This window comes from Methanomassiliicoccales archaeon (assembly GCA_026394395.1).
In the GTDB taxonomy this organism is placed as follows: Archaea; Thermoplasmatota; Thermoplasmata; order Methanomassiliicoccales; family UBA472; genus UBA472.
Genome location: JAPKYK010000002.1, coordinates 216,109 through 237,350, shown reverse-complemented (window position 1 = coordinate 237,350; position 21,242 = coordinate 216,109). Strand labels below are relative to the sequence as shown.

Annotated in this window: 21 protein-coding genes; 9 read left to right on the top strand and 12 right to left on the bottom strand. The window is 58.0% G+C overall.

Going from position 1 to position 21,242, the window contains the following annotated elements; all coding sequences use genetic code 11:
- The first annotated feature begins 9 nt into the window (after positions 1-9).
- Entirely contained in the window at positions 10-1,575 is a 1,566-nt protein-coding gene (locus tag NT131_03560) for a glycosyltransferase family 2 protein (protein ID MCX6650720.1), read from the top strand.
- Between the two features lie 23 nt (positions 1,576-1,598).
- Here the strand turns inward: NT131_03560 and NT131_03555 are convergent, their stop codons facing one another.
- Complete coding sequence (locus NT131_03555) at positions 1,599-3,059, bottom strand: hypothetical protein (protein ID MCX6650719.1); 1,461 nt, start codon at positions 3,057-3,059, stop codon at positions 1,599-1,601.
- A 151-nt stretch (positions 3,060-3,210) separates the two neighbouring features.
- Here NT131_03555 and NT131_03550 point away from each other — a divergent pair, with 151 nt between their 5' ends.
- From NT131_03550 to NT131_03540, 3 genes are all read left to right on the top strand, one after another.
- Positions 3,211-3,561 carry a DUF6506 family protein gene (locus NT131_03550; GenBank protein MCX6650718.1) on the top strand — a complete coding sequence of 117 codons (351 nt, stop codon included), beginning with the start codon at positions 3,211-3,213 and terminating at the stop codon, positions 3,559-3,561.
- A gap of 75 nt (positions 3,562-3,636) precedes the next feature.
- Entirely contained in the window at positions 3,637-4,428 is a 792-nt protein-coding gene (locus NT131_03545) for an ATP-binding cassette domain-containing protein (protein ID MCX6650717.1), read from the top strand.
- Positions 4,385-5,227: an ABC transporter permease gene (locus NT131_03540; protein MCX6650716.1), complete on the top strand. Its 843-nt coding sequence runs from the start codon at positions 4,385-4,387 to the stop codon at positions 5,225-5,227. The genes NT131_03545 and NT131_03540 overlap by 44 nt, the downstream gene beginning before the upstream one ends.
- A gap of 9 nt (positions 5,228-5,236) precedes the next feature.
- Here NT131_03540 and NT131_03535 read toward each other — a convergent pair whose 3' ends face one another.
- Together NT131_03535 and NT131_03530 are read right to left on the bottom strand one after the other, a co-directional pair.
- Positions 5,237-5,911: a hypothetical protein gene (locus NT131_03535; protein MCX6650715.1), complete on the bottom strand. Its 675-nt coding sequence runs from the start codon at positions 5,909-5,911 to the stop codon at positions 5,237-5,239.
- A gap of 57 nt (positions 5,912-5,968) precedes the next feature.
- The gene (locus NT131_03530) at positions 5,969-8,401 is read right to left on the bottom strand and encodes an AAA family ATPase (GenBank protein MCX6650714.1); all 2,433 of its coding nucleotides are present in this window, start codon (positions 8,399-8,401) and stop codon (positions 5,969-5,971) included.
- 533 nt (positions 8,402-8,934) lie between these two features.
- Between NT131_03530 and gpmA the strand changes: the two genes are divergently transcribed.
- From gpmA to NT131_03515, 3 genes are all read left to right on the top strand, one after another.
- The gene (gene gpmA / locus NT131_03525) at positions 8,935-9,681 is read left to right on the top strand and encodes a 2,3-diphosphoglycerate-dependent phosphoglycerate mutase (protein MCX6650713.1); all 747 of its coding nucleotides are present in this window, start codon (positions 8,935-8,937) and stop codon (positions 9,679-9,681) included.
- A gap of 295 nt (positions 9,682-9,976) precedes the next feature.
- Entirely contained in the window at positions 9,977-11,176 is a 1,200-nt protein-coding gene (locus NT131_03520) for an isocitrate/isopropylmalate family dehydrogenase (protein ID MCX6650712.1), read from the top strand.
- Positions 11,177-11,339: 163 nt separating this feature from the next.
- Entirely contained in the window at positions 11,340-12,173 is an 834-nt protein-coding gene (locus NT131_03515) for a hypothetical protein (protein MCX6650711.1), read from the top strand.
- A gap of 47 nt (positions 12,174-12,220) precedes the next feature.
- Here NT131_03515 and NT131_03510 read toward each other — a convergent pair whose 3' ends face one another.
- From NT131_03510 to NT131_03475, 8 genes are all read right to left on the bottom strand, one after another.
- Positions 12,221-13,111, bottom strand: a complete 891-nt coding sequence (locus tag NT131_03510; protein ID MCX6650710.1) for a hypothetical protein — start codon at positions 13,109-13,111, stop codon at positions 12,221-12,223.
- 111 nt (positions 13,112-13,222) lie between these two features.
- Positions 13,223-13,567, bottom strand: coding sequence for a hypothetical protein (locus tag NT131_03505; protein MCX6650709.1), 345 nt, complete (start codon positions 13,565-13,567; stop codon positions 13,223-13,225).
- Between the two features lie 114 nt (positions 13,568-13,681).
- Complete coding sequence (locus NT131_03500; protein ID MCX6650708.1) at positions 13,682-14,143, bottom strand: carboxymuconolactone decarboxylase family protein; 462 nt, start codon at positions 14,141-14,143, stop codon at positions 13,682-13,684.
- A gap of 76 nt (positions 14,144-14,219) precedes the next feature.
- A complete protein-coding gene (gene phoU / locus NT131_03495) occupies positions 14,220-14,957 on the bottom strand; it encodes a phosphate signaling complex protein PhoU (GenBank protein ID MCX6650707.1) in 738 nt (245 codons plus the stop codon).
- The gene (gene pstB / locus NT131_03490; protein MCX6650706.1) at positions 14,957-15,748 is read right to left on the bottom strand and encodes a phosphate ABC transporter ATP-binding protein PstB; all 792 of its coding nucleotides are present in this window, start codon (positions 15,746-15,748) and stop codon (positions 14,957-14,959) included. The genes phoU and pstB overlap by 1 nt, the downstream gene beginning before the upstream one ends.
- 2 nt (positions 15,749-15,750) lie before the next feature.
- Positions 15,751-16,602 (bottom strand): phosphate ABC transporter permease PstA, encoded by an 852-nt coding sequence (gene pstA / locus NT131_03485; protein ID MCX6650705.1) that lies wholly within the window; start codon positions 16,600-16,602, stop codon positions 15,751-15,753.
- Positions 16,602-17,534, bottom strand: a complete 933-nt coding sequence (gene pstC, locus NT131_03480) for a phosphate ABC transporter permease subunit PstC (GenBank protein MCX6650704.1) — start codon at positions 17,532-17,534, stop codon at positions 16,602-16,604. Before pstC ends, pstA begins: the two co-directional genes overlap by 1 nt.
- A gap of 62 nt (positions 17,535-17,596) precedes the next feature.
- On the bottom strand, positions 17,597-18,502 hold the full coding sequence (locus NT131_03475; GenBank protein ID MCX6650703.1) for a phosphate ABC transporter substrate-binding protein: 906 nt from the start codon (positions 18,500-18,502) through the stop codon (positions 17,597-17,599).
- 324 nt (positions 18,503-18,826) lie between these two features.
- Here NT131_03475 and NT131_03470 point away from each other — a divergent pair, with 324 nt between their 5' ends.
- Positions 18,827-19,834 carry a phosphate uptake regulator PhoU gene (locus NT131_03470; GenBank protein MCX6650702.1) on the top strand — a complete coding sequence of 336 codons (1,008 nt, stop codon included), beginning with the start codon at positions 18,827-18,829 and terminating at the stop codon, positions 19,832-19,834.
- Here the strand turns inward: NT131_03470 and nifV are convergent.
- The gene (gene nifV / locus NT131_03465; protein MCX6650701.1) at positions 19,831-20,979 is read right to left on the bottom strand and encodes a homocitrate synthase; all 1,149 of its coding nucleotides are present in this window, start codon (positions 20,977-20,979) and stop codon (positions 19,831-19,833) included. The genes NT131_03470 and nifV overlap by 4 nt on opposite strands.
- Here nifV and NT131_03460 point away from each other — a divergent pair.
- The gene (locus NT131_03460; GenBank protein ID MCX6650700.1) at positions 20,978-21,112 is read left to right on the top strand and encodes a hypothetical protein; all 135 of its coding nucleotides are present in this window, start codon (positions 20,978-20,980) and stop codon (positions 21,110-21,112) included. The genes nifV and NT131_03460 overlap by 2 nt on opposite strands.
- The last annotated feature ends 130 nt before the right edge of the window (positions 21,113-21,242 follow it).

Below are 21,242 nucleotides of genomic sequence, written 5' to 3'. Positions count from 1 at the left end.
AGGGTGGCCATGAGAGCGAGCGTAGTGGTCCTTACCTACAACCAGCTGAAGGAGGGCACCGTCCCCTGCGTCGAGAGCATCTTCAAGTTCACGAACGCTGACGATATCGAGCTGGTCCTGGTGGACAACGCCTCCACCGACGGCACGTCTGATTACCTGCGCACGGTGGAGAAGGAGCATGGCAACGTCAAGGTGGTCCTGAACGAGAGCAACAAAGGCTACGCTGGCGGGAACAACGACGGTCTGCGCGCGGCCACCGGCGACCGCATCGTCCTGTTGAACAACGACACATTGATGACACCGGGCTGGCTGGACGCGCTGCTGACGCCGTTGGAGAGGGACCGCTCCATCGGCCTGATGTGCCCTGTCACTAACTCTGCTGGGAATGAGCAGATGATCATGCTCCCATCCCTTAACGAAGAGAACTATGTGGAGGTGGCCGGGCGTTACACGGCGAAGAACAAGGGGCATCTCTTCGACACGGAGAAGCTGGGCTTCTACTGCGTGGCAATGCGTCGCGACGTCCTGGACAAGGTCGGGCTGCTGGACGAAGAGTTCAGCATAGGCATGTTCGAGGACGACGATTATTGCCTGAGGGTGAAGAAGGCCGGCTACCGCCTGGTGATCAACGAAGGATGCTTCATCTATCACAAGGGCAGCCTGTCCTTCAAGAAGCTGGTGGAGAAGGACTATCAAGCGCTCTTCGAGCGCAACCGCGAGCGCTACGAGAAGAAGCACGGGCAGCCCTGGCGGTTCAACGACCTGACCCTGGCGTACTACAACCAGATGCGTCGGGAGGTCGAGGCGCTCTTGCAAAAGGACCCCGGCTCGCCCGAGGTGGAACGGATCACCGTACGTTTGAAGGGCTTCGAGTATCTTATCAATCAAGCTCGGGAGCTGGAGGGAAAGGGCGGCAAGGGCAACGCCATGCGCAAGGAGCGCCGGTTCTCCCGAGGCTTTCGCATGTTCCGCGACGAGTACCTGAAAGGGGACAAACGCTCTCGCCTGCTGTTCAAAAGGAAGGTGCGCAGGAAGCTGAGGCCGTTGAAAAATCAGGAGGTCATCGACCGCCTGGGCCAGGTGCGGCGGAAGGAGGACTTCAAACACCTGGTCATTTTCTCTGATTGCGGCGATTATCATTCCAAGCCGCCGGAGGCGACCGTAGCCGAGGCGCTCTCCGCGGCTGGCCAATCCGTGATCTACGGCACGATGAACCGGGAGAAGGACACCGTGGAGGTTGTCTACCAGGTCAAGGAGCACCTGTACCTCATGAACCAGGAGCTTTTCGGCTTCCTGCCGCACCTGGTGACGCCCGAGGAGTCCGTCCTTTTCGTCTCTTCGATGCGGTCCGTTCAGGAACTGAAGGCCGCGCGACTCATCGTAGACCTGACCGGCGGCCGGGAAGGGGAGCTACTGTCTTTGTCCGGGAGGTTGTCTACGTTCGACGCCAAGGTCCTCTTCTTGGTAGAGGGGGAGTGGCGGAAAGGGGTCATCCTACCGCGTAGCCAGACTGTACTATCCATTCCCACGGGCACCAAGGACATCCAGGGGATCGTGTCCTGGTTGAACGGATAAAAAAGAAAGGAAGGGGTTTAGGCTCACTTCTTACGTACTAGGATTATGACGCCAACCACTAGGGCGCCCAGGGCTATGATCAATATTATGTAGCCAATCATAGCGTCCAGTTTGGCGTCCGTCGCTTCCTTCAGCTCGTCCCGCGTCTCGTTCAACTGATCCTGCAAGGCATGGTTCTGTTCTTGCAGATCGTTCAAGCGGTCCTGCATGGACGGGGTGTCCGTGACCGTCAGGGCCAACGGTTCAATGGTGAAATCCTGCACCCAGTTAGAACCAACATCGGAGAACACCAATACGTAGCCGAGCGGTTGCGTCTCCTGAGATATAGGTATCTCCAGGCTGACCATGCCCCCCTGAGATTCGATGTAGTAAGTGGCGAAGGTCACGCCCATGGCCATCAGGTAAACGGTACCATACAAATCATTGACCTTGGCGAAGTTGGTGTGAATGTTTAGGCTCAGCCAGGCGCTCTCCCCTTGCCCCACGGTGTCGGAGTCCAAGGTAGCCTCGATATTCCAGGCCTTAATGGAGTAGACGTTCTGATTGCCCAGGTCATCGTTGTGGCCACCGAAGTACATTATCCGGCCATCAGCCAGTTCGAAGGGCGCCGCAAATCTCAATGGTTCGGCCAGATCGGGCAGGTCGATGAACTGTTTGTCAACGGGGTCCCAGGCGATGGCTTGTTCTGTGTTCGCCCCACCCCACGCTGGGTTCAGAGCTCCTCCAAGAAGGTAGATCAGCCCATCGCTCCCAAGTACCCCGGCCATGCCGGCCATGGGTTCTGGGAGCTCGTCCGCGGTCCACCAATTGTCATTGACCACGTCATAACCAAATATGCTATCCGATGTGACATAGCCAGACGTCCATCCACCAAAATAGTATGCAATGTCGGCGACCGTGACCAATGTTCCGCCGGCCCTGCCGTCCGGGAGATCATCGGCCGTGTTAAATATCTGGGTTTCCACATCGAACAGGTAGCACTTTACCCAGCTCGATGATTCGCCACCGACGACCAGGATGTGCCGTTCGTCGACCGCGACACATTTCATGTGAGAACTTGTGGCGGGCAAGGCCGGACCGGTGCTCCATGCATTCGCATCCACGTCGTAGATCAGCACGTTGGTGGTGGGACCGACGATTGAGTCGAACCCTCCGAAGACGTACACCTTGCCTTCAAGGTAAGCTGCGGTGGTCGATACCATACCATAGGGCGCATCGGCCATTCTTGTCCAGGTCATCTCGAAGGGGTCCAATATCCAGCTGTCGTTTCTATATTGATACGAAGAGGAGTTGAATCCCAGACCCATGAAGATGCGTCCATCCGGAAGCTCTGCCCAGACGAAAGCCGACCTCTCCCCGGGAATTTGCCCTTCCAGAACCCAATCCACGGTATCCGCCTGAGCCCCGGGCGCCAATGACACCAGGCTCAGGCCCATTAATATCACCAGAACTAAGGCTATTATCTTACCCTTCGTAAAAATCACCTTTCCCCTCGTCCTCTTCCCAAGGACCGTATGAAATAGATTTTGAACGGCTTATATTACCTTCTCTCGATATTGAGCGGTTAGAATTCGATCGACCGTGATAACTAAAACTGCCCGTCAATTAATAATCTGGCGATGCCATGTTCCATGTATGACTAAGGATAAGTTCAGAGCGGCCATGGTGGCCATGGTGGCCATGACCCCGGACGCGGAGCCGTCGCGGCACAGGACCGTGGTCGAGACCTCGCTCTACCAGTTGACCACCGTGCTGGTGAGGGACGAGGATCAGGCGGTGGAGCTGTGCCGGGAACTGGTTCGAGATGGCGTGCAATCGTTCCTGTTGTGTCCGGGCTTCACCAATCACGGTGTGGGCAGGATTGCCGAGGCGGCCGGGGACGGGGTCTCGGTCAACGTGGCCAGGGGGGACGGGCCGAGCAATGCTGTCGCTCGCCAAGCGATGGAAAGGGCCGGGTTCTTCAAACCCCGGCAAACCGGTAAATAATCTGGCGTCCCATGGGGTGCCGCTACGAATGGATATGAGAAAGAAGGATGTTCAGTGCGGACGGAGTGCTCCCCTATGCTAGCGGTCCAGGCCGAAGGGCTGTCCCGGCGTTTCGGCAAGTTCATCGCGGTGGACTCCTTGGACCTCACGGTGGCAGATGGGGAGGTGTTCGGGTTGCTAGGTCCGAACGGCGCCGGTAAGACCACCACCATCAAGATGCTCACTACCCTCTTGCCGCCCAGCTCCGGCAAGGCCTTGGTGGACGGTCTGGACGTGGTGAAGCAGCCGTCGGCGGTGCGCCGGACCATCGGTTACGTGCCCCAGCTGCTCTCTGCCGATGCCAGCCTTACCGGTTACGAGAACCTGTTGATATTCGGCAAGCTCTATGAGGTGCCGGGAAAGGAGCTGGAAGAGAGGGTGAGACGGGCCTTGGACTACATGGGGCTGAGCGAGTTCGGGGACAAGCTGGTCCGCACCTACTCCGGAGGAATGGTCCGCCGGCTGGAGATAGCCCAGTCCACGCTGCATCGTCCCCGCGTACTGTTCTTGGACGAGCCGACCATCGGCCTGGACCCGGTGGCCCGGAGGGCGGTATGGGAGATGATCGGCGACCTGCAGCGGGAGTTCGGGACCACCATTTTCCTGACCACCCACCTCATGGACGAGGCCGACGCCCTCTGTCATCGCATCGGCATCATGCATAAGGGCAAGCTGATCGCCCTAGGCACCCCCAAGGAGCTGAAGGAAAAAGCGGGTGCGGCCAACCTAGACGACGCCTTCATCCATTTCACCGGGAACACTATAGGAACGGGAGGGAACTATCGTGACATCCAACGCGAGCGGCAGACCGCCAGGCGCCTCGGGTAGTGCCGCGTCCGGCGGAATACTGGCGTACCTGCGGGCCTTCATCAAAAAATCATTGGTCATAACTGAGCTGGAGGCTCGCAAGCTGAGGCACGATCCCGCCGACCTCCTGACCCGGGTGGTGCAGCCAGTGCTTTGGTTGGTGGTCTTCGGGCAGGTGCTCGCCCAAGTAAGAGCGATCCCCACCGGCGAAATGCCCTATCTGGACTTCATGACCCCGGGCATCCTGGCCCAGAGCGTGCTCTTCATCTCCATATTCTACGGCATATCCATAGTGTGGGAGAGGGACCTAGGCATAATACAGAAGTTCTTGGTGAGCCCCACGCCCCGCACGGCGTTGGTGGCCGGGAAAGCGCTCTCCGCGGGATTGCGCAGCCTATCGCAGGCGTTCATCGTCTTCGTGCTGGCCGTCCTTCTAGGTGTGCACGTGATCCTGAACCCGCTCGACGTCCTGCTGGTCGTGGTAATAGTCCTTCTGGGGGCGGCCATCTTCGCCACCCTTTCCCTGATCATCGCCTGCCTGGTAAAGACCAGGGAGCGGTTCATGGGCATCGGCCAGATGATCACCATGCCTCTCTTCTTCGTCAGCAACGCCATCTACCCCATCTCCATGATGCCCGAATGGCTCCAAGTGATATCCTATGGCAACCCCCTCACCTACGTGGTGGACGCCCTGCGGGGCTCGATGGTCGTCGGCGGCGTAAGCGAGTTCGGCATATTTCTGGACCTGGGGCTGCTGACCGTCATGGCCGCGGTCCTGATAATCATCGGGGGGCGCCTGTACCCCCGGGTGGGAATGTGATGGGCGCTCTCAACTTTTTTTAACCGGCTGCAGGACGAACCTCTTGATGCCATAGAGCATCACCAGCACCACGAAGAGCACGGCCAACGGGGTCCCCAGCACCAATATCAGGGCGGAGACGGGGTTGTCCACGATGTTGGCCGCGGCCTCGTCGTAGCGGTTGAGGACGGAGACGACCACCACGGCGAATATGCCCACGAAGACCCCAAAGGTCTCGATGACCCGCACAAAATAGGTCTTGATGACCTGGTCGTGGTCCTGTATCTTCCCCTCCATGTCCTCCATCTCCTTGCTCAGGGTGGTGACCCGCTCCTCCACCTCCCCGCGCATGCGCTCGAGGTCCTCGTGCACTCTTTCATAGGTACCGACCATCCGGCGCTCCAGCTCCATGATGGTCTGCACGTCCGCGGGCATGGTGCGCATCTCCAGCTCCTGCAAGCGTTCGATCCCGCGGGCGGTTATCTTGAACCAGCGGCCCTCACCGGCCACGCCCTCGGCCATGATCGATTCGATGTACCCGCGGTCCACCGCGTCATCCAGTATGCCGGAGATCATCTCCACGCTGGCCCCGGAGACATCCTTCTGCACCGCAGCCACCAGCACGATCTCGTCCACCTTGGCCGGATAGACCTCGCGCAACGTGCGCAGGACCTTCAACGTGATCTGTTCTGACCTCTCGTCCATTACCGTACCCCCCACGAGCGATTGGAAAAACTAGCTATTTTTAAGCAATAAAGCTTGTCACTTGGCAATGACCACCTCCCCTTCCGGTGCGGTCAGTAGCCGCAAGGACCGGGAGACCTTGGACCCCTCTGACTGGTTGCCAAGGAGTATGAACAGGCCATTGGCCCGTTCGTACTGCTCTATCGATTCGCCCTTGCGGCCCCATTTTTCCAGTGCCTCCCCGTACCAGGTGCGGACCAGCGCTTCGCACAGAAGACTGGTCATGGCCCCCTGCAACAGCTTCAGGGACTGGACGAAATAATCCTCGGCCTCGTTCCCGTCCATGGCGGTCAGCAGGGCCCTCACCCCCCGCACGAACCCGGGGGCCTGCATCTTGACCCCGGGCTTCATGCCCTGCATCAGTCCCTCGGCCTTCTCCAGGTCCTTCCTGGCTTCGTCCAATGCTTTAAACCCTATTTTGACCAGGGCCCTCACCCCCAGGGCCATGGCCACTGTGTATGGAATCTCCACCTCCTCCGTGTATTGCACCGCCAGGTCCGCCGCCTTCTCCGCCGCCTCCTGTTCGCTCAGCAGGCGGTGCGCCAGAGCCGTGTAGATCTGACACCAGCACATGGCGATGTGATCCCCTAACTGCGCGGTCATATCCCGGCCCCGGCCGAAGGCCTGCAGCGCCTCCCGGTACTTGCCCTCCTGCAGGAGTATCTCCGCCAGCGTACAGTTGATCTCCGCTTCCCCCACTCTCCCGCCCACCGTCCTCTGCACCTCGTTGGCCCTGTCGATGTTGCCGTGGGCGTGGGACATGTCCCCGAGGGACAGGTAGATGAAGATGTGCTGCAGCAGCTGGCTCATGTAGCGTTCCTTATCACCGCTCTTATCGAACCATTCCTCGGACAGCCGGCTGTGCTGGTTGGCGGAGAAGTAGTCCCCCTGCCACAGGAAATGCAGGGCCCTGTCCGAGGCGATCTCTCCACGTTCGAAATCATTGATGAGGGGGCAGCCCTCCGCCTGGTCCAGGAGCTGCAGGAAGGTGTCCGATGACCCTTTGCCCAGGCGGGCCGGGCCCCAGCATTCCGCCCTCTTGCGCAGTATGCGGGCGCAGATGGCGTCCTTTCCGGAAAGGGCGATGAACTCCTTTAGCAAGTCGTCGGCGGACTGGTAGTCACCCTCGTTGTAATAGCAGTCGGCCATGCCCTCGAGCGCTCTCAACCGGTCGGTGAGGCGTTCGTGATGCTCCTTGGTATGGTCCAGCACGATCTTGAAGTGGGGGGCGGCCTCGTATATGCCCATACACCTGAGCCAGCCCTCCCCGGCGATGAGATGGTGGGGATAGGCCTTATCGGCATCCCCCGCCCGGTCTAGGTGATAGGCCAGGGCGCAGCGCTCCTGCAGACCCAGCGGTCGGGCTTCCAGCCGCCGGGCGATCATGTGGTGCAGCTCCTTGCGCTTGATCTCGCTGATGTTCTCGTAGACCGCCCGCATCACCGCCTCGTGGCTGAAGGCGAAGTCCTCTTGCTGGACCGAGTATACTAATGAATGAGGGTTCTCCAGCTCCTCCAGCGCTTCGATGACCTCCAGGCGGTTGTTACCGAGTATGTCCGACAGCGTGTCGATGTCGAAGTTCATGCCGACCACGGAGGCGCATTCCAGAAGGCGCTTGCGCGGCTTGGACAGGCGTTCGACCCGCCGTAGGACCACCTCCCTGACCGTGGGTGGGACGTCCAGGGCGGTCCTACCCTTCACGTTCCAGAACCCTTCCTGCTTCTCCAGGTCCTTGGTCTGCAGGAGCAGGTTGATAGCCTCGATGACGAAGAGGGGGTTCCCCCCGGTCTCCTTGGTCACCAGGTCCACGAAGCTGTGATGACAGCGGCCGGAGAGCATCAGGTTGATGAGCTGCTCCACATCCCCTTCCCGCAGCTGCTTTAGGTCAATCTCGCGGCAGGCCCCCTCCCTCCGTATGACCCTAAGGGCTTCGGCCAGAGGATGTGGAGATTCCCCTTCCGGGCCGATCTCCTCCGGCCGGAACGTGCCGACCATCAGGACCTTCAGGTCCCCGATGTTGCGGGTTAGGAAGTGCATCAGCTGTACCGTGCTGGTGTCGGCCCAATGAAGGTCTTCCAGGACCAGGACTAAGGGGGACGCCCCGGATAAGGAACGCAACCAGTCCAGTAGTTCGAACATTATCTTGTCCGGCGGCGAGCCGCACAGGTCCCGGCAGCGGTCCGCGCCTTTCAACCCCTCGCCCCTCATGGCCTCCATGAACGGAAGGTATGGTGTGGGAGCTCCTGGCAGGCAGTGTCCGATCAGCATCTTGGATCCGGTGATGTCGCAGAACTTACCCAGTTCCTCGACTAGCCTGGTCTTTCCGATGCCGGCCTCACCGTAGATGAATATGGTCGAGCCTCGACCGGAAATGACCTGGGCCAACTGGGATTGGAACTTCTCGAACTCCCCCTCCCGGCCGACCATGGAAAGGCGGATCCTCTTGCCCATGTTCCCCCTGAGTTTACATTGTTTTAACGGGCAATTAGAGCTTTTCCGTTAACGCCATATAAATAATTTTCTCTTCATTTAAATAAGCTTTATAAACTACACCGTAAATTTAATAAATACCATTAATGGGGGAATGTTCGAAGATGGTAATTTGCCCAGCAGGACAGATCAAGGTTGGTGATAGTTGCTCGCCGGATCCTAAATACGTGTTTGATCCGAAGATGAACCCACATGGCCACCCCAAGGACATGGAATTTTACATACCGTCCTTGGGCTTGCACATAACCATAAGGGTCCAGGTGGATTTGGAAACTAAAACCCTGACCGTGACCAATCTCAGCACAAAATCGTATACTCCAAAAGCGAAATGATGCAAACTTTTTTTCTTCCCTTTTTCCATCGCTGACAACGACCTTGTAAAATGGATGAGCGATGATTGAACGGAAAGACCGTGCCTCACAATGCAGGTCATGGTGGTATTTTATCAAGCGAAAGCGTTTTTATGCCCTGGATGATATGTTGCCAGGATAGCGATGATTAAAGTAGTGCTGCTTCGCCACGGGGAAAGTACCTGGAACAAGGAGAACCGCTTCACCGGCTGGACCGACGTCGGCCTTTCTGAGAAGGGAGTAGTGGAAGCGCACGAGGCTGCCCGCTTGCTTATCGATGGTGGATACAAGTTCGATCTGGCGTTCACCTCCGTCCTGAAACGGGCGATAAAGACATTGGACATCGTCCTCGAGGACATGGACCACTCCTGGATACCCGTTCACAAATCCTGGCGGTTGAACGAGAAGCATTACGGGGCGCTGCAAGGGCTGAACAAGTCCGAGATGGCCAAGAAGTACGGCGAGGAGCAGGTTCTGCTCTGGCGGCGCGCTTACGACGTTCGGCCGCCGGTCTTGGAGCTGGACGACCCCCGGCACCCCATCCACGACCGGCGCTACGCCGACATGTCCGAGGAGGACATCCCCGGAACGGAGTGCCTGAAGGACACCGTTGTGCGCTTCGTCCCCTACTGGAAGGAGCAGATCGTTCCGGAGCTCAGGAACGAAAAGCGGATCATCATCGCCGCCCACGGCAACTCCCTGCGCGCCCTGGTGAAGTACTTGGACAACGTTCCGGACGCCGAGATCGTCTCCCGGAACATACCGACGGGCGTGCCGCTGGTCTACGAGCTCGACGAGGACATGAGGGCGGTCCGCAGCTACTACCTGGGAGACCAGGATGCGGTGAGGAAGGCCATGGACGCGGTGGCCAGTCAGGGGAAGGCCAAGTGAAGGACGGTTCGTTCTAACCTTTTGATAGTGACGGGCAATCCTTTATAAACGCGGAACTACGAATATTCCTAGCCTTGTAGGCTAAGGCGTCCGGAGGACCGAATCCCATCCCATAAACTATCTCTCCCAGAACGATTATCGATCTGATCCTCCACCAGTCCCTTCCGGACGCCGATAAATTCTATAGCCACCGCACACCTATGCGATGATGTTTTTCCTAAGTTCTAATCGTCATATTAACGCCTCTCGGCCAAAAATGTAATATGCGTTCATCGATAGCCTTCACCTGGTCAAGATGACGAACGTTGACATTGACGCCGCCAAGGAGCATTTCGGCAAGATCCTGAAGGAGCAGCTGGACCGGGTGGAGGCTATGAAGGCCTCCGCCAGCTGGACGGATTATTCCAAACTGAACAAAATTGTCATCGGGGTCGTCGGCGGCGACGGCATCGGGACTTATATCTGCAAGCACGCGGAGAACGTGCTGAGGGAGCTTTTAAAGGACGAGATCAAGGCCGGGAAGGTAGAAATAAGGACCATCGACGGCCTGACCATCGAGAACCGGGTGAAGCATCTCAAGGCCATCCCGGACGACGTGCTGAGGGAGCTCAAGAAATGCCACGTCATTCTGAAGGGACCGACCACCACGCCAAAGAAAGGTGACGGCTGGCCGAACATCGAGTCCGCTAACATCGCTATGCGCCGGGAGCTGGACCTCTTCGCTAACGTGCGGCCGGTGCGCATCCCGGAGCAGAACATAGACTGGATATTCTTCCGGGAGAACACCGAGGGGGCGTACGTCCTGGGAAGCAAAGGCGTGGACGTGGACGACGACATAAGCGTCGACTTCACCGTAGCTACGACGCAAGGGTGCGAGCGCATCATACGCCTGGCCTTCGAGCATGCACGGAAGACCGGTTCGAACCGTTTGACGGTGGTCACCAAGGCCAACGTGATAAAGAAAACGGACGGCAAGTTCCTGAGCACAGCCGAGCGCGTGGCCAAGGAGTACCCGGAGGTCAAGTGGGACGACTGGTTCATCGACATCATGACCGCGAAGCTCATAGACCCCTACCGCCGCTCGGAGTTCAAGGTCGTGGTGCTGCCTAACTTGTACGGGGATATCATCACCGACGAGGCCGCTCAGATCCAGGGCGGCGTAGGCACGGCAGGCAGCGCCAACATCGGTTCGCGCTACGCTATGTTCGAAGCGATACACGGCACCGCGCCGCGCATGGTGGAGGAAGGGCGCGCCCAATACGCCGACCCCAGCTCGATAATAAAGGCTGCGGCGATGCTGCTTAACCATGTAGGCTATGTGGAGAAGGCCAGCAAGCTGGAGATGACCCTGGACCTGTGCACTCAGTTCGAAAAGAAGGTCAAGATCACCGGACGTTCCGACGGCGCTACCGGCGAGCAGTTCGGAAAATATGTTCTGGAGACCGTCGCCCGCAAGGACCTGGAGAAGGCCTGGAAGGCCGCCAAAGGAAAATAAACCCTTTCAATCCATTTCAATATCTATTATTATCAGTGAATATTATTAACAAGTTGCCTTTTTATAAAAATTAAAATCAGAAGATAGTTTTATTATCTGCTCGAGGACTGTGAATTTCAGGGAAGCTGAATTGGTATCCGATCATTCGAGGAACGGGGCGATCTTGATAGTAGCTACGTTGATCGTGGCAACCGGGGGAGCGGCCTTCATGATAGGCGGGGAGAACGAGGCGCCGTCCCTTCCCGAATACGGCGCTCTGACCTATACGGTCAGAAATAATTACCAGATACAATCCCTGGGGGAGTACGGAGTCGAATTTCACATAGATGGTGATTGGTACTTCTCAACGGTCAGATGGTGGTACGAGGACCTGGTCAATGATTATGAGGGGCTGCCCCAAGGCCGCGGTACCGGGGACATGGGCTATTTGGACACGGTCACGATTGAGACGCCGTGGGGAACGAAGGCGGTCGACCGATACCTAGGATTCCTTTACGAGGACCAGGTGGCGGGGATGTCGGTGCAATATCGGGGGGTCGACTCCGACCTCATCTACCGGACCGATCTGATAAAGCCCGATTACCACATAGAGGTCAAGCTAAGCCAGGCCAATTTCTCGTCCATCTGGGACCTGGATCTGGAGAATACGTATAGGAACGTGATGGAGAACACCATCGTGACCCATTCCCGTCAACTGCGGAATGATGAGGCCTTCATAATGGGAGCAGGCTCGGCCTGGACGATATTCGAGCCCCCTAAGGGACGGGACTATGTCGTGCATTTCAATTCCATGAACACGTCACTGTACACCATCGGCGGAGCCGACATATCGGCCATGGTCGAGGGACATAGTTACATTTATGACGAGGAACGGTCCTTGATAGGTAACGGTAGCCTGGAATTTGAAATAGGGGAGGGGTTGACCTTGGTCTACATTGGGCAGTATGGCGACGGGACCCCACATGGTGAGATCAATATTACCATCTTGGAGGAATGAACTGAAAGTATGAGGGCGTTCTAGCCCTCAGACCCTAATAGTTACTCCTACTCGTCCAAAACGGTAATCAGCAGATGCGCCGTCGCCCCGGGACCTTCCTCGGTAGGGAAGACCATATAGTACACCATCTGGTCCTCGATCAGGAACTCCACGCTGCCATTGCCGACGACCGACCAATCCGTGTTGTACTGGAACTCTCCGCCGTTCACCATGTTCCAGATGTCCTCCTCGTCGCAGATGAGGCATGTGTAGTTGGTGGCGGTGAAGTTGAACTGGATATCTTCGCCCACGTTAGGTTCTACCAGGCAAACCGGCCCTCCGTCGCTGTTGCCGACGAAGTTGTTGCCGACGATCTCCACGTCCACGTGGCGAGCCCGGGGGAACCCTTGCGCGTCCCCGCGGTGGTTCAGGTCCAGCTCCTCCATCCCGGTGATGCTGATGTTCACCAGTTCATATTTCACCCTCATATCGGGGGCTATCAGGTAAACGCGATAGGCCAGGCCGGTGTGGGCTCCCCGATGGCACACGCACACCGAGGACATCAACGAGGGCAGGATGATGGCGAATTCCAGATACCTATGGATCGCCTTCTCCCCCCAGAGCGTCTCTAAGAAAGCATCGTCCAGATAGGTCCCATAGCCCAGGATCCCGAAGGAATAATAGGCCAGGTCGCCGATGTTCCCGGTGACGTTGTGCTGTTCCGCGATATATCCCAGACCGTTGTCGTCGCTGATCGTGATCTGCATTTCGAACGAGCCGTTCACCTCGGTGCCGTTGTAAGTGCCATCGACCTCGTAAGTCAGCATAATCGGTTCCAATGATGGCAGGCCGGGCTCGTCTGGTTCATTCTGCGCGCCGATCAGCAGAACCCCCCAAGTCGTCCCGACCATCAACGCGGCTACCAATAGTACCTGCCAGACCTTCGAATCGTTGGACAATGTCTCCACTTCCCCCGAAATTTGATATTTCGGTCTAAAGATAAAAGTATCGACGCGTTTGAGAAAAACGAGAATCGGTAGAAAGTGAGAATGGAGCGATGATGGAAGCCCTTAATCCCCGGTCTGCTGGGTCTGGTACTTGGTGTAGCGGTCCAAAAGGTAGCAGATGCCGTCGGAGACCTCTTTGGTTATGATCGTGGCGTCCATCTGGTCGCGCACGAAGTCCTTGGCCTCCCTGATGCTCTGGCGGGAGGCTTTCGCAATAATGCTGGCCAGGAACGTGGTGGCTAGGTCCGGGTCCATCTGGTTCTGCACGAACAGCTCGCGGACATCGTACCTGAACTCCCCCAGGCGACGCAAGTTGAGCATACCGACACGGGTCGAGTCTCGGTCTCGGTCCCGGTTACGATTCGGTTTTCCCGCCTTGCTCTTGTTCCTGTTGGGTCTATAGGCCAAATTGATTTCTCCAGAGTGATGTGATGGACATGCATTATAAAAGCTTTTTTAATATAAGAATAAATTTTACAATATAATAAAGGATAAAAAAGGGAAAATAAAGAAGTGACTGGTTCACTTCTTTGCCGTTGTCTTCTTAGCCTTGGGCTTGGCCTTGGCCGGAGCTTTCTTAGCCTTCATTTTAGCCTTCTCGGCATCCTCGGCGTCCCACTCCTCGAACAGCTCGGTGATGCCTACTCTGGCGGTGGACCAGGACGGCACGCCACCGGTGAGCACGGCGATGTTCAAAGCCTCCATGATCTCCTCGCGCGTGGCCCCGCAGTTCTTGGCTACCTTCGCTTGCGGATAGATGCAGCCTTCGCACATGCGCACGGAGACGCAGGCCAGGGCGATGAGGCGCTTGGTCTTGCGGTCCAGGGCGCCGTCGGTGTTGATCACGCAGTCCATGTCCTTGATGATGACCGCCAGGGCGGGGTGGTTGTTCTTGATGTGGTGCAAAGTCGGTGGCACGTAACCGCCCATCTGCTCGCCCAGTTCCTTGACGGCCTTCTCGGCCTTCCTGCGGCATTCGCTCATATGAATATCTCCGATTGGTCATGGGAACTGAACAGTATTATGTCTTTTGGGTGTTGGGCGTCCTGTACGATGCGTCTCACTTCTCGTCCAGCTCGTTACGGGGCGCGGGATGGTCCAGCGTCCTCGAGCAGACGTCCGGTTCCAGGTTCCCGGACCTGGCCTTGGGGTCCAGGCGCTCGCCCGTAACCATATAGAAGACGTACTCCCCGATGTTGCAGGCGTGGTCGGCCACCCGCTCCATGTAGCGAGCGACCAATATCAGGTCGATGCCCACAGTGATCTTGTGGGGGTCCTCCATCATGTACGTTAGTATTTCTCGGAATATGGTGTCGTAGAGGGCGTCCACGGCGTCGTCCCGCTCGTGCAGGTGGGACGCTTTCTCCGCGTCCCTTTGCAGGAAGGAGTATACCGCGTCGTCCACCATACCGACGACGAGACAGGACATGTTGCGCAGCGACTCGAAGCTCTTGAACGCTTTACCCTCCTCGAAGTCGTCGATGAGCTCGGCGATGTCCCGGGCGTAGCGGCCGAAGCGGTTCAGGTCCTCGATCATCTTCAGGCAGGCGCTTACCGTGCGCAGGTCGCCGGCCACCGGCGAATGCAAAGCAATAATGTCCAGGCAGTGCCGGTCTATCTGCTCGTTCAGCTCGTAGATGCGATGGTCCAGCTCGCGGACGTCCTCGCGCAGGGAGAAGTCCGTGTCCGTGATCATCCTCACCGCTCTCTCGAAGGCCGTCTTGGAGGCGTTGGCCATCTCGGTTATCTCCTTGTTCAGCTCCTCCATCTCATGGTTGAAGGTCGTCCTCGGCGTCATCAGCCCATCCTCCCGGTTATGTAATGCTCGGTCAGCTCCTTCTGCGGCTTCTCGAATATCTGTTTGGTCTCTCCCATCTCGATCATATCGCCCAGATAGAAGAAGGCCGTCCTATCGGAGATGCGCGCGGCCTGCTGCATGCTGTGCGTGACGATGACCACGGTGTAATCGTTCTTCAGGTCCACCAGCAGGTCCTCTATCTTCGCTGTAGCGATGGGGTCGAGGGACGAGCACGGCTCATCGAACAAGATTATCTCCGGATCTATGGAGAGAGTCCTGGCGATGCACAGCCTCTGCTGCTGCCCGCCGGACAGCGACATCCCACCCTTGTCCAGGCGGTCCTTGACCTCGTCCCACAGCGCGGCTCGGCGCAGCGACCTCTCCACGATCTCGTCCAGCTCCTTCTTAGTGTGCTTGCGTCGGCGTATCTTACCGTTCACCTCTTCCGTCACCCCGTGCAACCGAGGCGCGTACGCCACGTTCTCGTAGATGCTCTTAGGGAAGGGGTTGGGTTTCTGGAACACCATGCCGATGCGGCGGCGCACGTCCACCACGTCCACCTCATCGCTATTGACGTCTTGATCGTCCACGATGACCTTCCCCTTCACCGTGCACCCAGGTATCAGGTCGTTCATGCGGTTGATGCAGCGGATGAACGTCGATTTGCCGCACCCAGAAGGGCCGATGACCGAGGTCACCTCGTTCTTCCGTATGTCCATGTTCACGCCTTTCAGGGCGTGGTTCTTCTCGAAGTATACGTGCAGGTCGTCAGTATGGATTGCGGTCGTCATGTTCACCACTTGTACTTGTCGCGATATCTTTTCCTCATCACTATGGCTATCAGGTTCATGCCCAGCACCAGCAACAGCAGCACCAGCGCGGTGGCGTATTGAATGGGCCTGGTGGCCAGCAGGTCGGACGATTGCGTGGCCATGTAGAAAACGTGGTACGGTAGGGCCATGAAGCTGTCGGAGAAGCTGTCCGGCAACGTCTGCAGGGACATGGCCACCCCGGTCAACATTAGCGGGGCGGTCTCCCCGGCGGCCCGGGACACGGAGAGAATCATCCCGGTCAATATGCCGGGCATAGCGTAGGGCAGTACGTGATGCCAGATGGTCTGCCATTTGGTAGCGCCCAGGGCCAGGGAGGCCTCCCTCAATGAATTCGGCACGGCGGCGAGCGCTTCCCGTGAGGCGGTGATCATCAATGGCAGTGCCATTATGCTCAAGGTCAGTCCAGCGGAGATCAGGGAGAAGCCTAGGCCCAGGTAGGCCACGAATATACTCAGGCCGAGCAGCCCGTACACTATCGACGGAACGCCGGCCAGGTTGTAGACGGCCAGCTTGAACACCCGGCCCATCCAGGAGCTCTGCTCGTACTCCACCAGGTATATGGCGGACATGACCCCGATGGGGACGGAGACCAACAGTACGATGACCATGAGGTAGAAGGTGCCCACGATGGCCGGGAGTATCCCACCCTGGGTGTTGGCCCGGCGGGGCATCTCCGTGAGGAACTCGACGCTTAGGCGCTCCAGTCCGCCGGTGGCGATGTAGCCGATGAGCACCACCAACGCGAGCACCACCAGCAGGGCGCAGAGACGGAAGGCGCTGAAGTAGACCAGTTCCTTGGTCCTCCGGTCCATCAGTACTCCTCCCGGTAGCGCCTGGTGATCCAGTCGGCCAAGAAATTGATCATGAAGGTTATTATGAACAGCACCAGACCGACGAGGAAGAGCACGTGATAGTGCTCGGAGCCGAACTCCACCTCGCCAAAGTCGATGGCGATGGCGGCGGTCATGGTCTGCACTGAGCGCAGGAAGTCGAAGGAGAGCAGGGGGGCGTTCCCGGTGGCCATGAGCACGGTCATGGTCTCGCCCACGGCCCGGCCGAAGGCCAGGACGATGGCCGCCACGATCCCGGAGAGGGCTGACGGCAGGACCACGTGGCGGATGGTCTCCCAGCGGGTGGCTCCTAAGGCCAACGAGGCCTCGCGCAAGCTGCGCGGGACGGCGTTGATGGCATCCTCAGCGACAGTGACCATGATGGGAATCATCATGACCGCCAGCATTATGGCACCGTTAAGCGCGTTCAGTTTGTTGATGGGGTCGAAGATGACGGCGATCCATTCCGAGAGTATGACCAGGGCAAAGAAGCCGAAGATGACCGACGGAATACCGGCCAATATCTCGATGGCCGGCTTGAAGATGGCCTTGACCCGGGGACTGGCCAGCTCGGCCAGCCAGATGGTACATCCCAGGCCGATGGGGATGGCGATGAGGGCTGCCCCGAACGATACCATCAGCGTGGCCACGAACAATGGAAGGATGCCGTAGAGAGGATAGAGGGGATGGGAGGGGTTCCACACCGTCCCGGTGAAGAAATCGATGATATCGATGCTGGTGAACGCCGGAAAGGCGCCCAGGAGCAGTTCGGCGAAGACCGCGGCCAAGGCTATGATGGACATCCAGGTGGCGGCCATCAGCACGTATCTTATGGCCCGCTCGCTGGACGGGACGTGGTCAATGCGGCGCCTCCCGCGCCCTTTCCTGCTCTTGACCGGTAATTTCAGTGCCAATTCGCGAACGCTCCTTTTTGAACCCTGGTTTAAAAGTTCAGGGAAGATGTTTGAAGGCTGGATCAGCTTAGTTTTGCCAGCTGCTCGCTGAGCATATCACTGGGCAACGCGTAGAACCCGACCTCCTCGGCCACCGCCTGGCCTCCGTCAGCGGTCAGGATCCACTCCAGCCAATCGGCGATCGCGCCCGTGGGCGTCCCGTCGCTATAGATATACAGATACCTGCTCAGCGCGTAGTCGCCGTCGAGCACCGCGGCTTTATCTTTCGGGGAGAAAGCCGTGGAACTCTCGTTCGCCTTCAGGTCAACTATCTCGATACCGGTGGCATTGGCGTAACCTAGTCCGACGTATCCGATGCCGTACTCATCGCCCTGCACCGCGGCCACTATCGCCGAGTTACCGGAGAGCATGTTCATGCTGGCGGAGTAGTTCTCCTTCTTCAGCACAACCTCCCAGAAGTACTCGTAAGTGCCGGACGTGGACTGGCGGCCGTACAATGTTATGGCATGGTCGGCCCCACCCACCTGGTTCCAATTGGTGATCGTGCCGTTGTAGATGCCGCGCAGCTGCTCCATGGTCAAATTCTGTATTGTGTTGTCGTCGCTGGTGATTATCGATATTCCATCGATGGCCACCTTGAACTCGACCGGGGTTACGCCGCTGGAGTTGGCGCTGGCCAGCTCGCTGCTCTTTATTTGCCGGGACGCTTGCGCCAGGTCCACCTGGCCACTGATGAGGGCGGTGAAACCGGTGCTGCTTCCGCCGCCCGATATCTCCACGGTAACGTTATCGTTCTCGGTCATGAAGTCCTCGGCCCAATACTGGCAGAGCTCCAACATCGTGTCGGACCCCTTCTGGGTGATGGTGATCGACCCGTCCTCGCCCTGATTGAGAACGGCAAATCCGATGGCCGCCACGATCATTATGGCGACCACGCCGATCACTGCGTATTTCGTCTTGTTCTCCATTTTTACAGCTCCTTGTTCAAAGACTGAAAAGGTGCGGTGAAGGGCGAGCGACTACGTTCAAGAGGATCGAGAATAGGTCGCCAACAATAAGCACTGGATATGCCAGTCCCTTTCATTCTGCTGTTCTGTTCCATGATATCGGGTTACGAAGGTGGGGATTAATATTCGTTAGCGAAATAGAATATATTCCGACCGGACAGAAAGGCAACTGGTACTTGCGAGCACCTGCGGCATTGACCTGTAAGTAGAATATTTTTTACATATTCTGTATATATTGTATATACATTAAGGTATTAAATATATTCAAGGTATGAGGAGTACGAAATGAGAGCCGAACTACGCAGAGTACAGAAGACCGGTACTTCCACCCTGACCGTCTCGCTTCCTAAGGAATGGGCCGACTCGTCCAATCTGAAACCTGGAGATCAGGTATCCATGGCCATCCAGCCAGACGGCACTATCATACTCGACACGCACACCGACAAGCGGCGGGAGGTCCTGAAGAAGGAGATATGGACCAACGGCGATGAGAGCGTCGAGCACCTTACGCGCAAGCTCATAGGCGCCTACCTGGTGGGATACAATGTCATAGAGGTGCGCTCCAAGGAACGCATGGAACCCAGCGCGAAAGGTGCGGTACGGGAGTTCTCCAGATTGGCCATAGGCCCGGAGATCGTGGAGGAGACGGCCAACAGCATCATCATGCACGACCTGTCCGACCCGGTGGAGCTGCCGCTGGAGAAATGCATACGCCGCATGCAGCTCATCGTCCGCTCCATGCACGCCGATGCCATAGAGGCCCTGCGCCTAGAGGACAAAGGATTGGCGGAGGACGTCATCGACCGGGACACCGATGTGGACCGGCTGTACTGGATGGCCATGAAGCAGAACAACCTGGTGGCCCGCGACCGCAAGATGGGGGAGCGCATGGGCATCGATATCTTCGGTTCCAACGACCTGATGCTGGTGGCCAGGGGAATAGAGCGCATAGGCGACCACGCCGTGCGCATAGCCCGGAACGCATTGCTCAGCGCCGAGGACGAGGAGAAGTTGGAGGGAGCGGACCAGCTGAAAACGTTGAGCGCCGAGGCCATGAGCGTGCTGGAGAAGGGGATGGAGGCGCTCTTCCGCAAGGACATCGACAAGGCCAACGCCATAATCGACGAGGGCCGGAACGTTGTGCGGAAGTGCGAGAAGGTCGGCCGCGGGCTTCTTACCGAGAGCAGCCGCGACGCCATCATCACCAACATGGTGCTCGATTCCATCATCCGTTCCACCATGTACGGCGTGGACATCGCCGAGATAGCCATCAACGGAGCGATGCGCACCTAGTTCGTCTTCTTGTAGTGACCGGACTGGAAGTCCTGGTAGATGTAGATCAGCTCGTTCTCCGACAGCGAGCGCTTCAGAGCGATGGAGTTCGCCCGCACTTGCGTCAGGATGTCCCCGGCCAGCTCATCGCTGACCTCGATGCCCTTGTTGGCCAGTATCTGCTTTATGGTGTGGCGGCCGGAGTGCTTGCCGATGACGATCTTGCGGGACAGCCCGACCTCCTCGGGGGTGTAGGGCTCGTAGTTGCTGAGGTACTTAATGATGCCGTCAGTGTGTATCCCGGCCTCGTGGGCGAAGCAGTTGGTGCCTATGATGGGCTTCCAGTCGGGTATCTCCCGACCGGCGGCGCGGGCCACGTACTCGGCGACCTCGCGGAACCTTTCGGTGTGGAAGTTCACGTCCATGTGCAGCAGGTGCTTGGAGGCCATTATAATCTCCTCTAGCGGGGTGTTCCCGGTGCGCTCCCCTATCCCCATCACCGTCGTGCTGACGAACTTAGCCCCGGCCTGCATGCCGGCGACGGCGTTCGCCGTCGCCATGCCGAAATCGTTGTGGGTGTGCATCTCGATGTCCATATCGACGGCCTCGCGTAGTGCCTTGATCTCGTTGTATGCGCGGCGCGGCTCCAGCAGTCCGATGGTGTCGCAGTAGCGCAGACGGTTGGCCCCGGCCTCCTTGGCCGCCTTGCCGAACTGGACCAGGAACGCCGGGTCGGCGCGGGAGGCGTCCTCGGCGTTGCAAGAGATGTACAGACCGTGGTCCTTGGCGTACTCCACGCTCTCCACCACCTTCTCCAGGACCCATTCCCTGGTCTTCATCAATTTGTTTTGTATGTGTATGTCAGAGGAGGACATGGATATCGATACGGAATCGACGTCGCAGTCTATGGAGTGCTGCACGTCCTCTATGGTGGCCCGGCCCCAGCCCAGGACGGACGCCTCCAGCCCGAGGCCGGCGATGTCCTTGACCGCCTTCTTCTCGTCCCCGCCCATGGCCGGTATGCCGGCCTCGATCTGCTGCACCCCTATCTCGTCCAGGAGCTTGGCTATGCGCAGCTTCTCGATGTTCGCGAAGACGATCCCGGCGGCCTGTTCACCGTCGCGCAGCGTGGTGTCGCAGGTGATCAGGGGACTCTTCTCGAACATGGCAAGGATCTCGGACCTGTTCTTCATCTCACATACCCTCGGCTTCGTCGGCCATCTTCCGGATGTCCGCGGGGACTTCCCGGACATGCGGAACGCAGTATTTTGTCCAGGCGCCCCGCATCGGACAGAGTGACAAAATCATCGTCTCCCTGTCGACATATTCCTTCCTTTATCCTCTGGGATTGGATAAATGGACGACAAAGCGTCAATGCGAAAAAACGTACTAAAGTGTTTCGGATGGGAACGTACAACATCGCGCGGTA

Bases quoted from the DNA above. Each gene is read 5' to 3' on its own strand.
- NT131_03560 (MCX6650720.1), top strand. From the start codon at position 10: ATGAGAGCGAGCGTAGTGGTCCTTACCTACAACCAGCTGAAGGAGGGC.
- NT131_03550 (MCX6650718.1), top strand. From the start codon at position 3,211: ATGACTAAGGATAAGTTCAGAGCGGCCATGGTGGCCATGGTGGCCATG.
- NT131_03545 (MCX6650717.1), top strand. From the start codon at position 3,637: ATGCTAGCGGTCCAGGCCGAAGGGCTGTCCCGGCGTTTCGGCAAGTTC.
- NT131_03535 (MCX6650715.1), bottom strand. From the start codon at position 5,911: ATGGACGAGAGGTCAGAACAGATCACGTTGAAGGTCCTGCGCACGTTG.
- NT131_03530 (MCX6650714.1), bottom strand. From the start codon at position 8,401: ATGGGCAAGAGGATCCGCCTTTCCATGGTCGGCCGGGAGGGGGAGTTC.
- gpmA (MCX6650713.1), top strand. From the start codon at position 8,935: ATGATTAAAGTAGTGCTGCTTCGCCACGGGGAAAGTACCTGGAACAAG.
- NT131_03520 (MCX6650712.1), top strand. From the start codon at position 9,977: ATGACGAACGTTGACATTGACGCCGCCAAGGAGCATTTCGGCAAGATC.
- NT131_03500 (MCX6650708.1), bottom strand. From the start codon at position 14,143: ATGAGCGAATGCCGCAGGAAGGCCGAGAAGGCCGTCAAGGAACTGGGC.
- phoU (MCX6650707.1), bottom strand. From the start codon at position 14,957: ATGACGCCGAGGACGACCTTCAACCATGAGATGGAGGAGCTGAACAAG.
- pstB (MCX6650706.1), bottom strand. From the start codon at position 15,748: ATGACGACCGCAATCCATACTGACGACCTGCACGTATACTTCGAGAAG.
- pstA (MCX6650705.1), bottom strand. From the start codon at position 16,602: ATGGACCGGAGGACCAAGGAACTGGTCTACTTCAGCGCCTTCCGTCTC.
- NT131_03475 (MCX6650703.1), bottom strand. From the start codon at position 18,502: ATGGAGAACAAGACGAAATACGCAGTGATCGGCGTGGTCGCCATAATG.
- NT131_03470 (MCX6650702.1), top strand. From the start codon at position 18,827: ATGAGAGCCGAACTACGCAGAGTACAGAAGACCGGTACTTCCACCCTG.
- NT131_03460 (MCX6650700.1), top strand. From the start codon at position 20,978: ATGGCAAGGATCTCGGACCTGTTCTTCATCTCACATACCCTCGGCTTC.
- nifV (MCX6650701.1), bottom strand. From the start codon at position 20,979: ATGTTCGAGAAGAGTCCCCTGATCACCTGCGACACCACGCTGCGCGAC.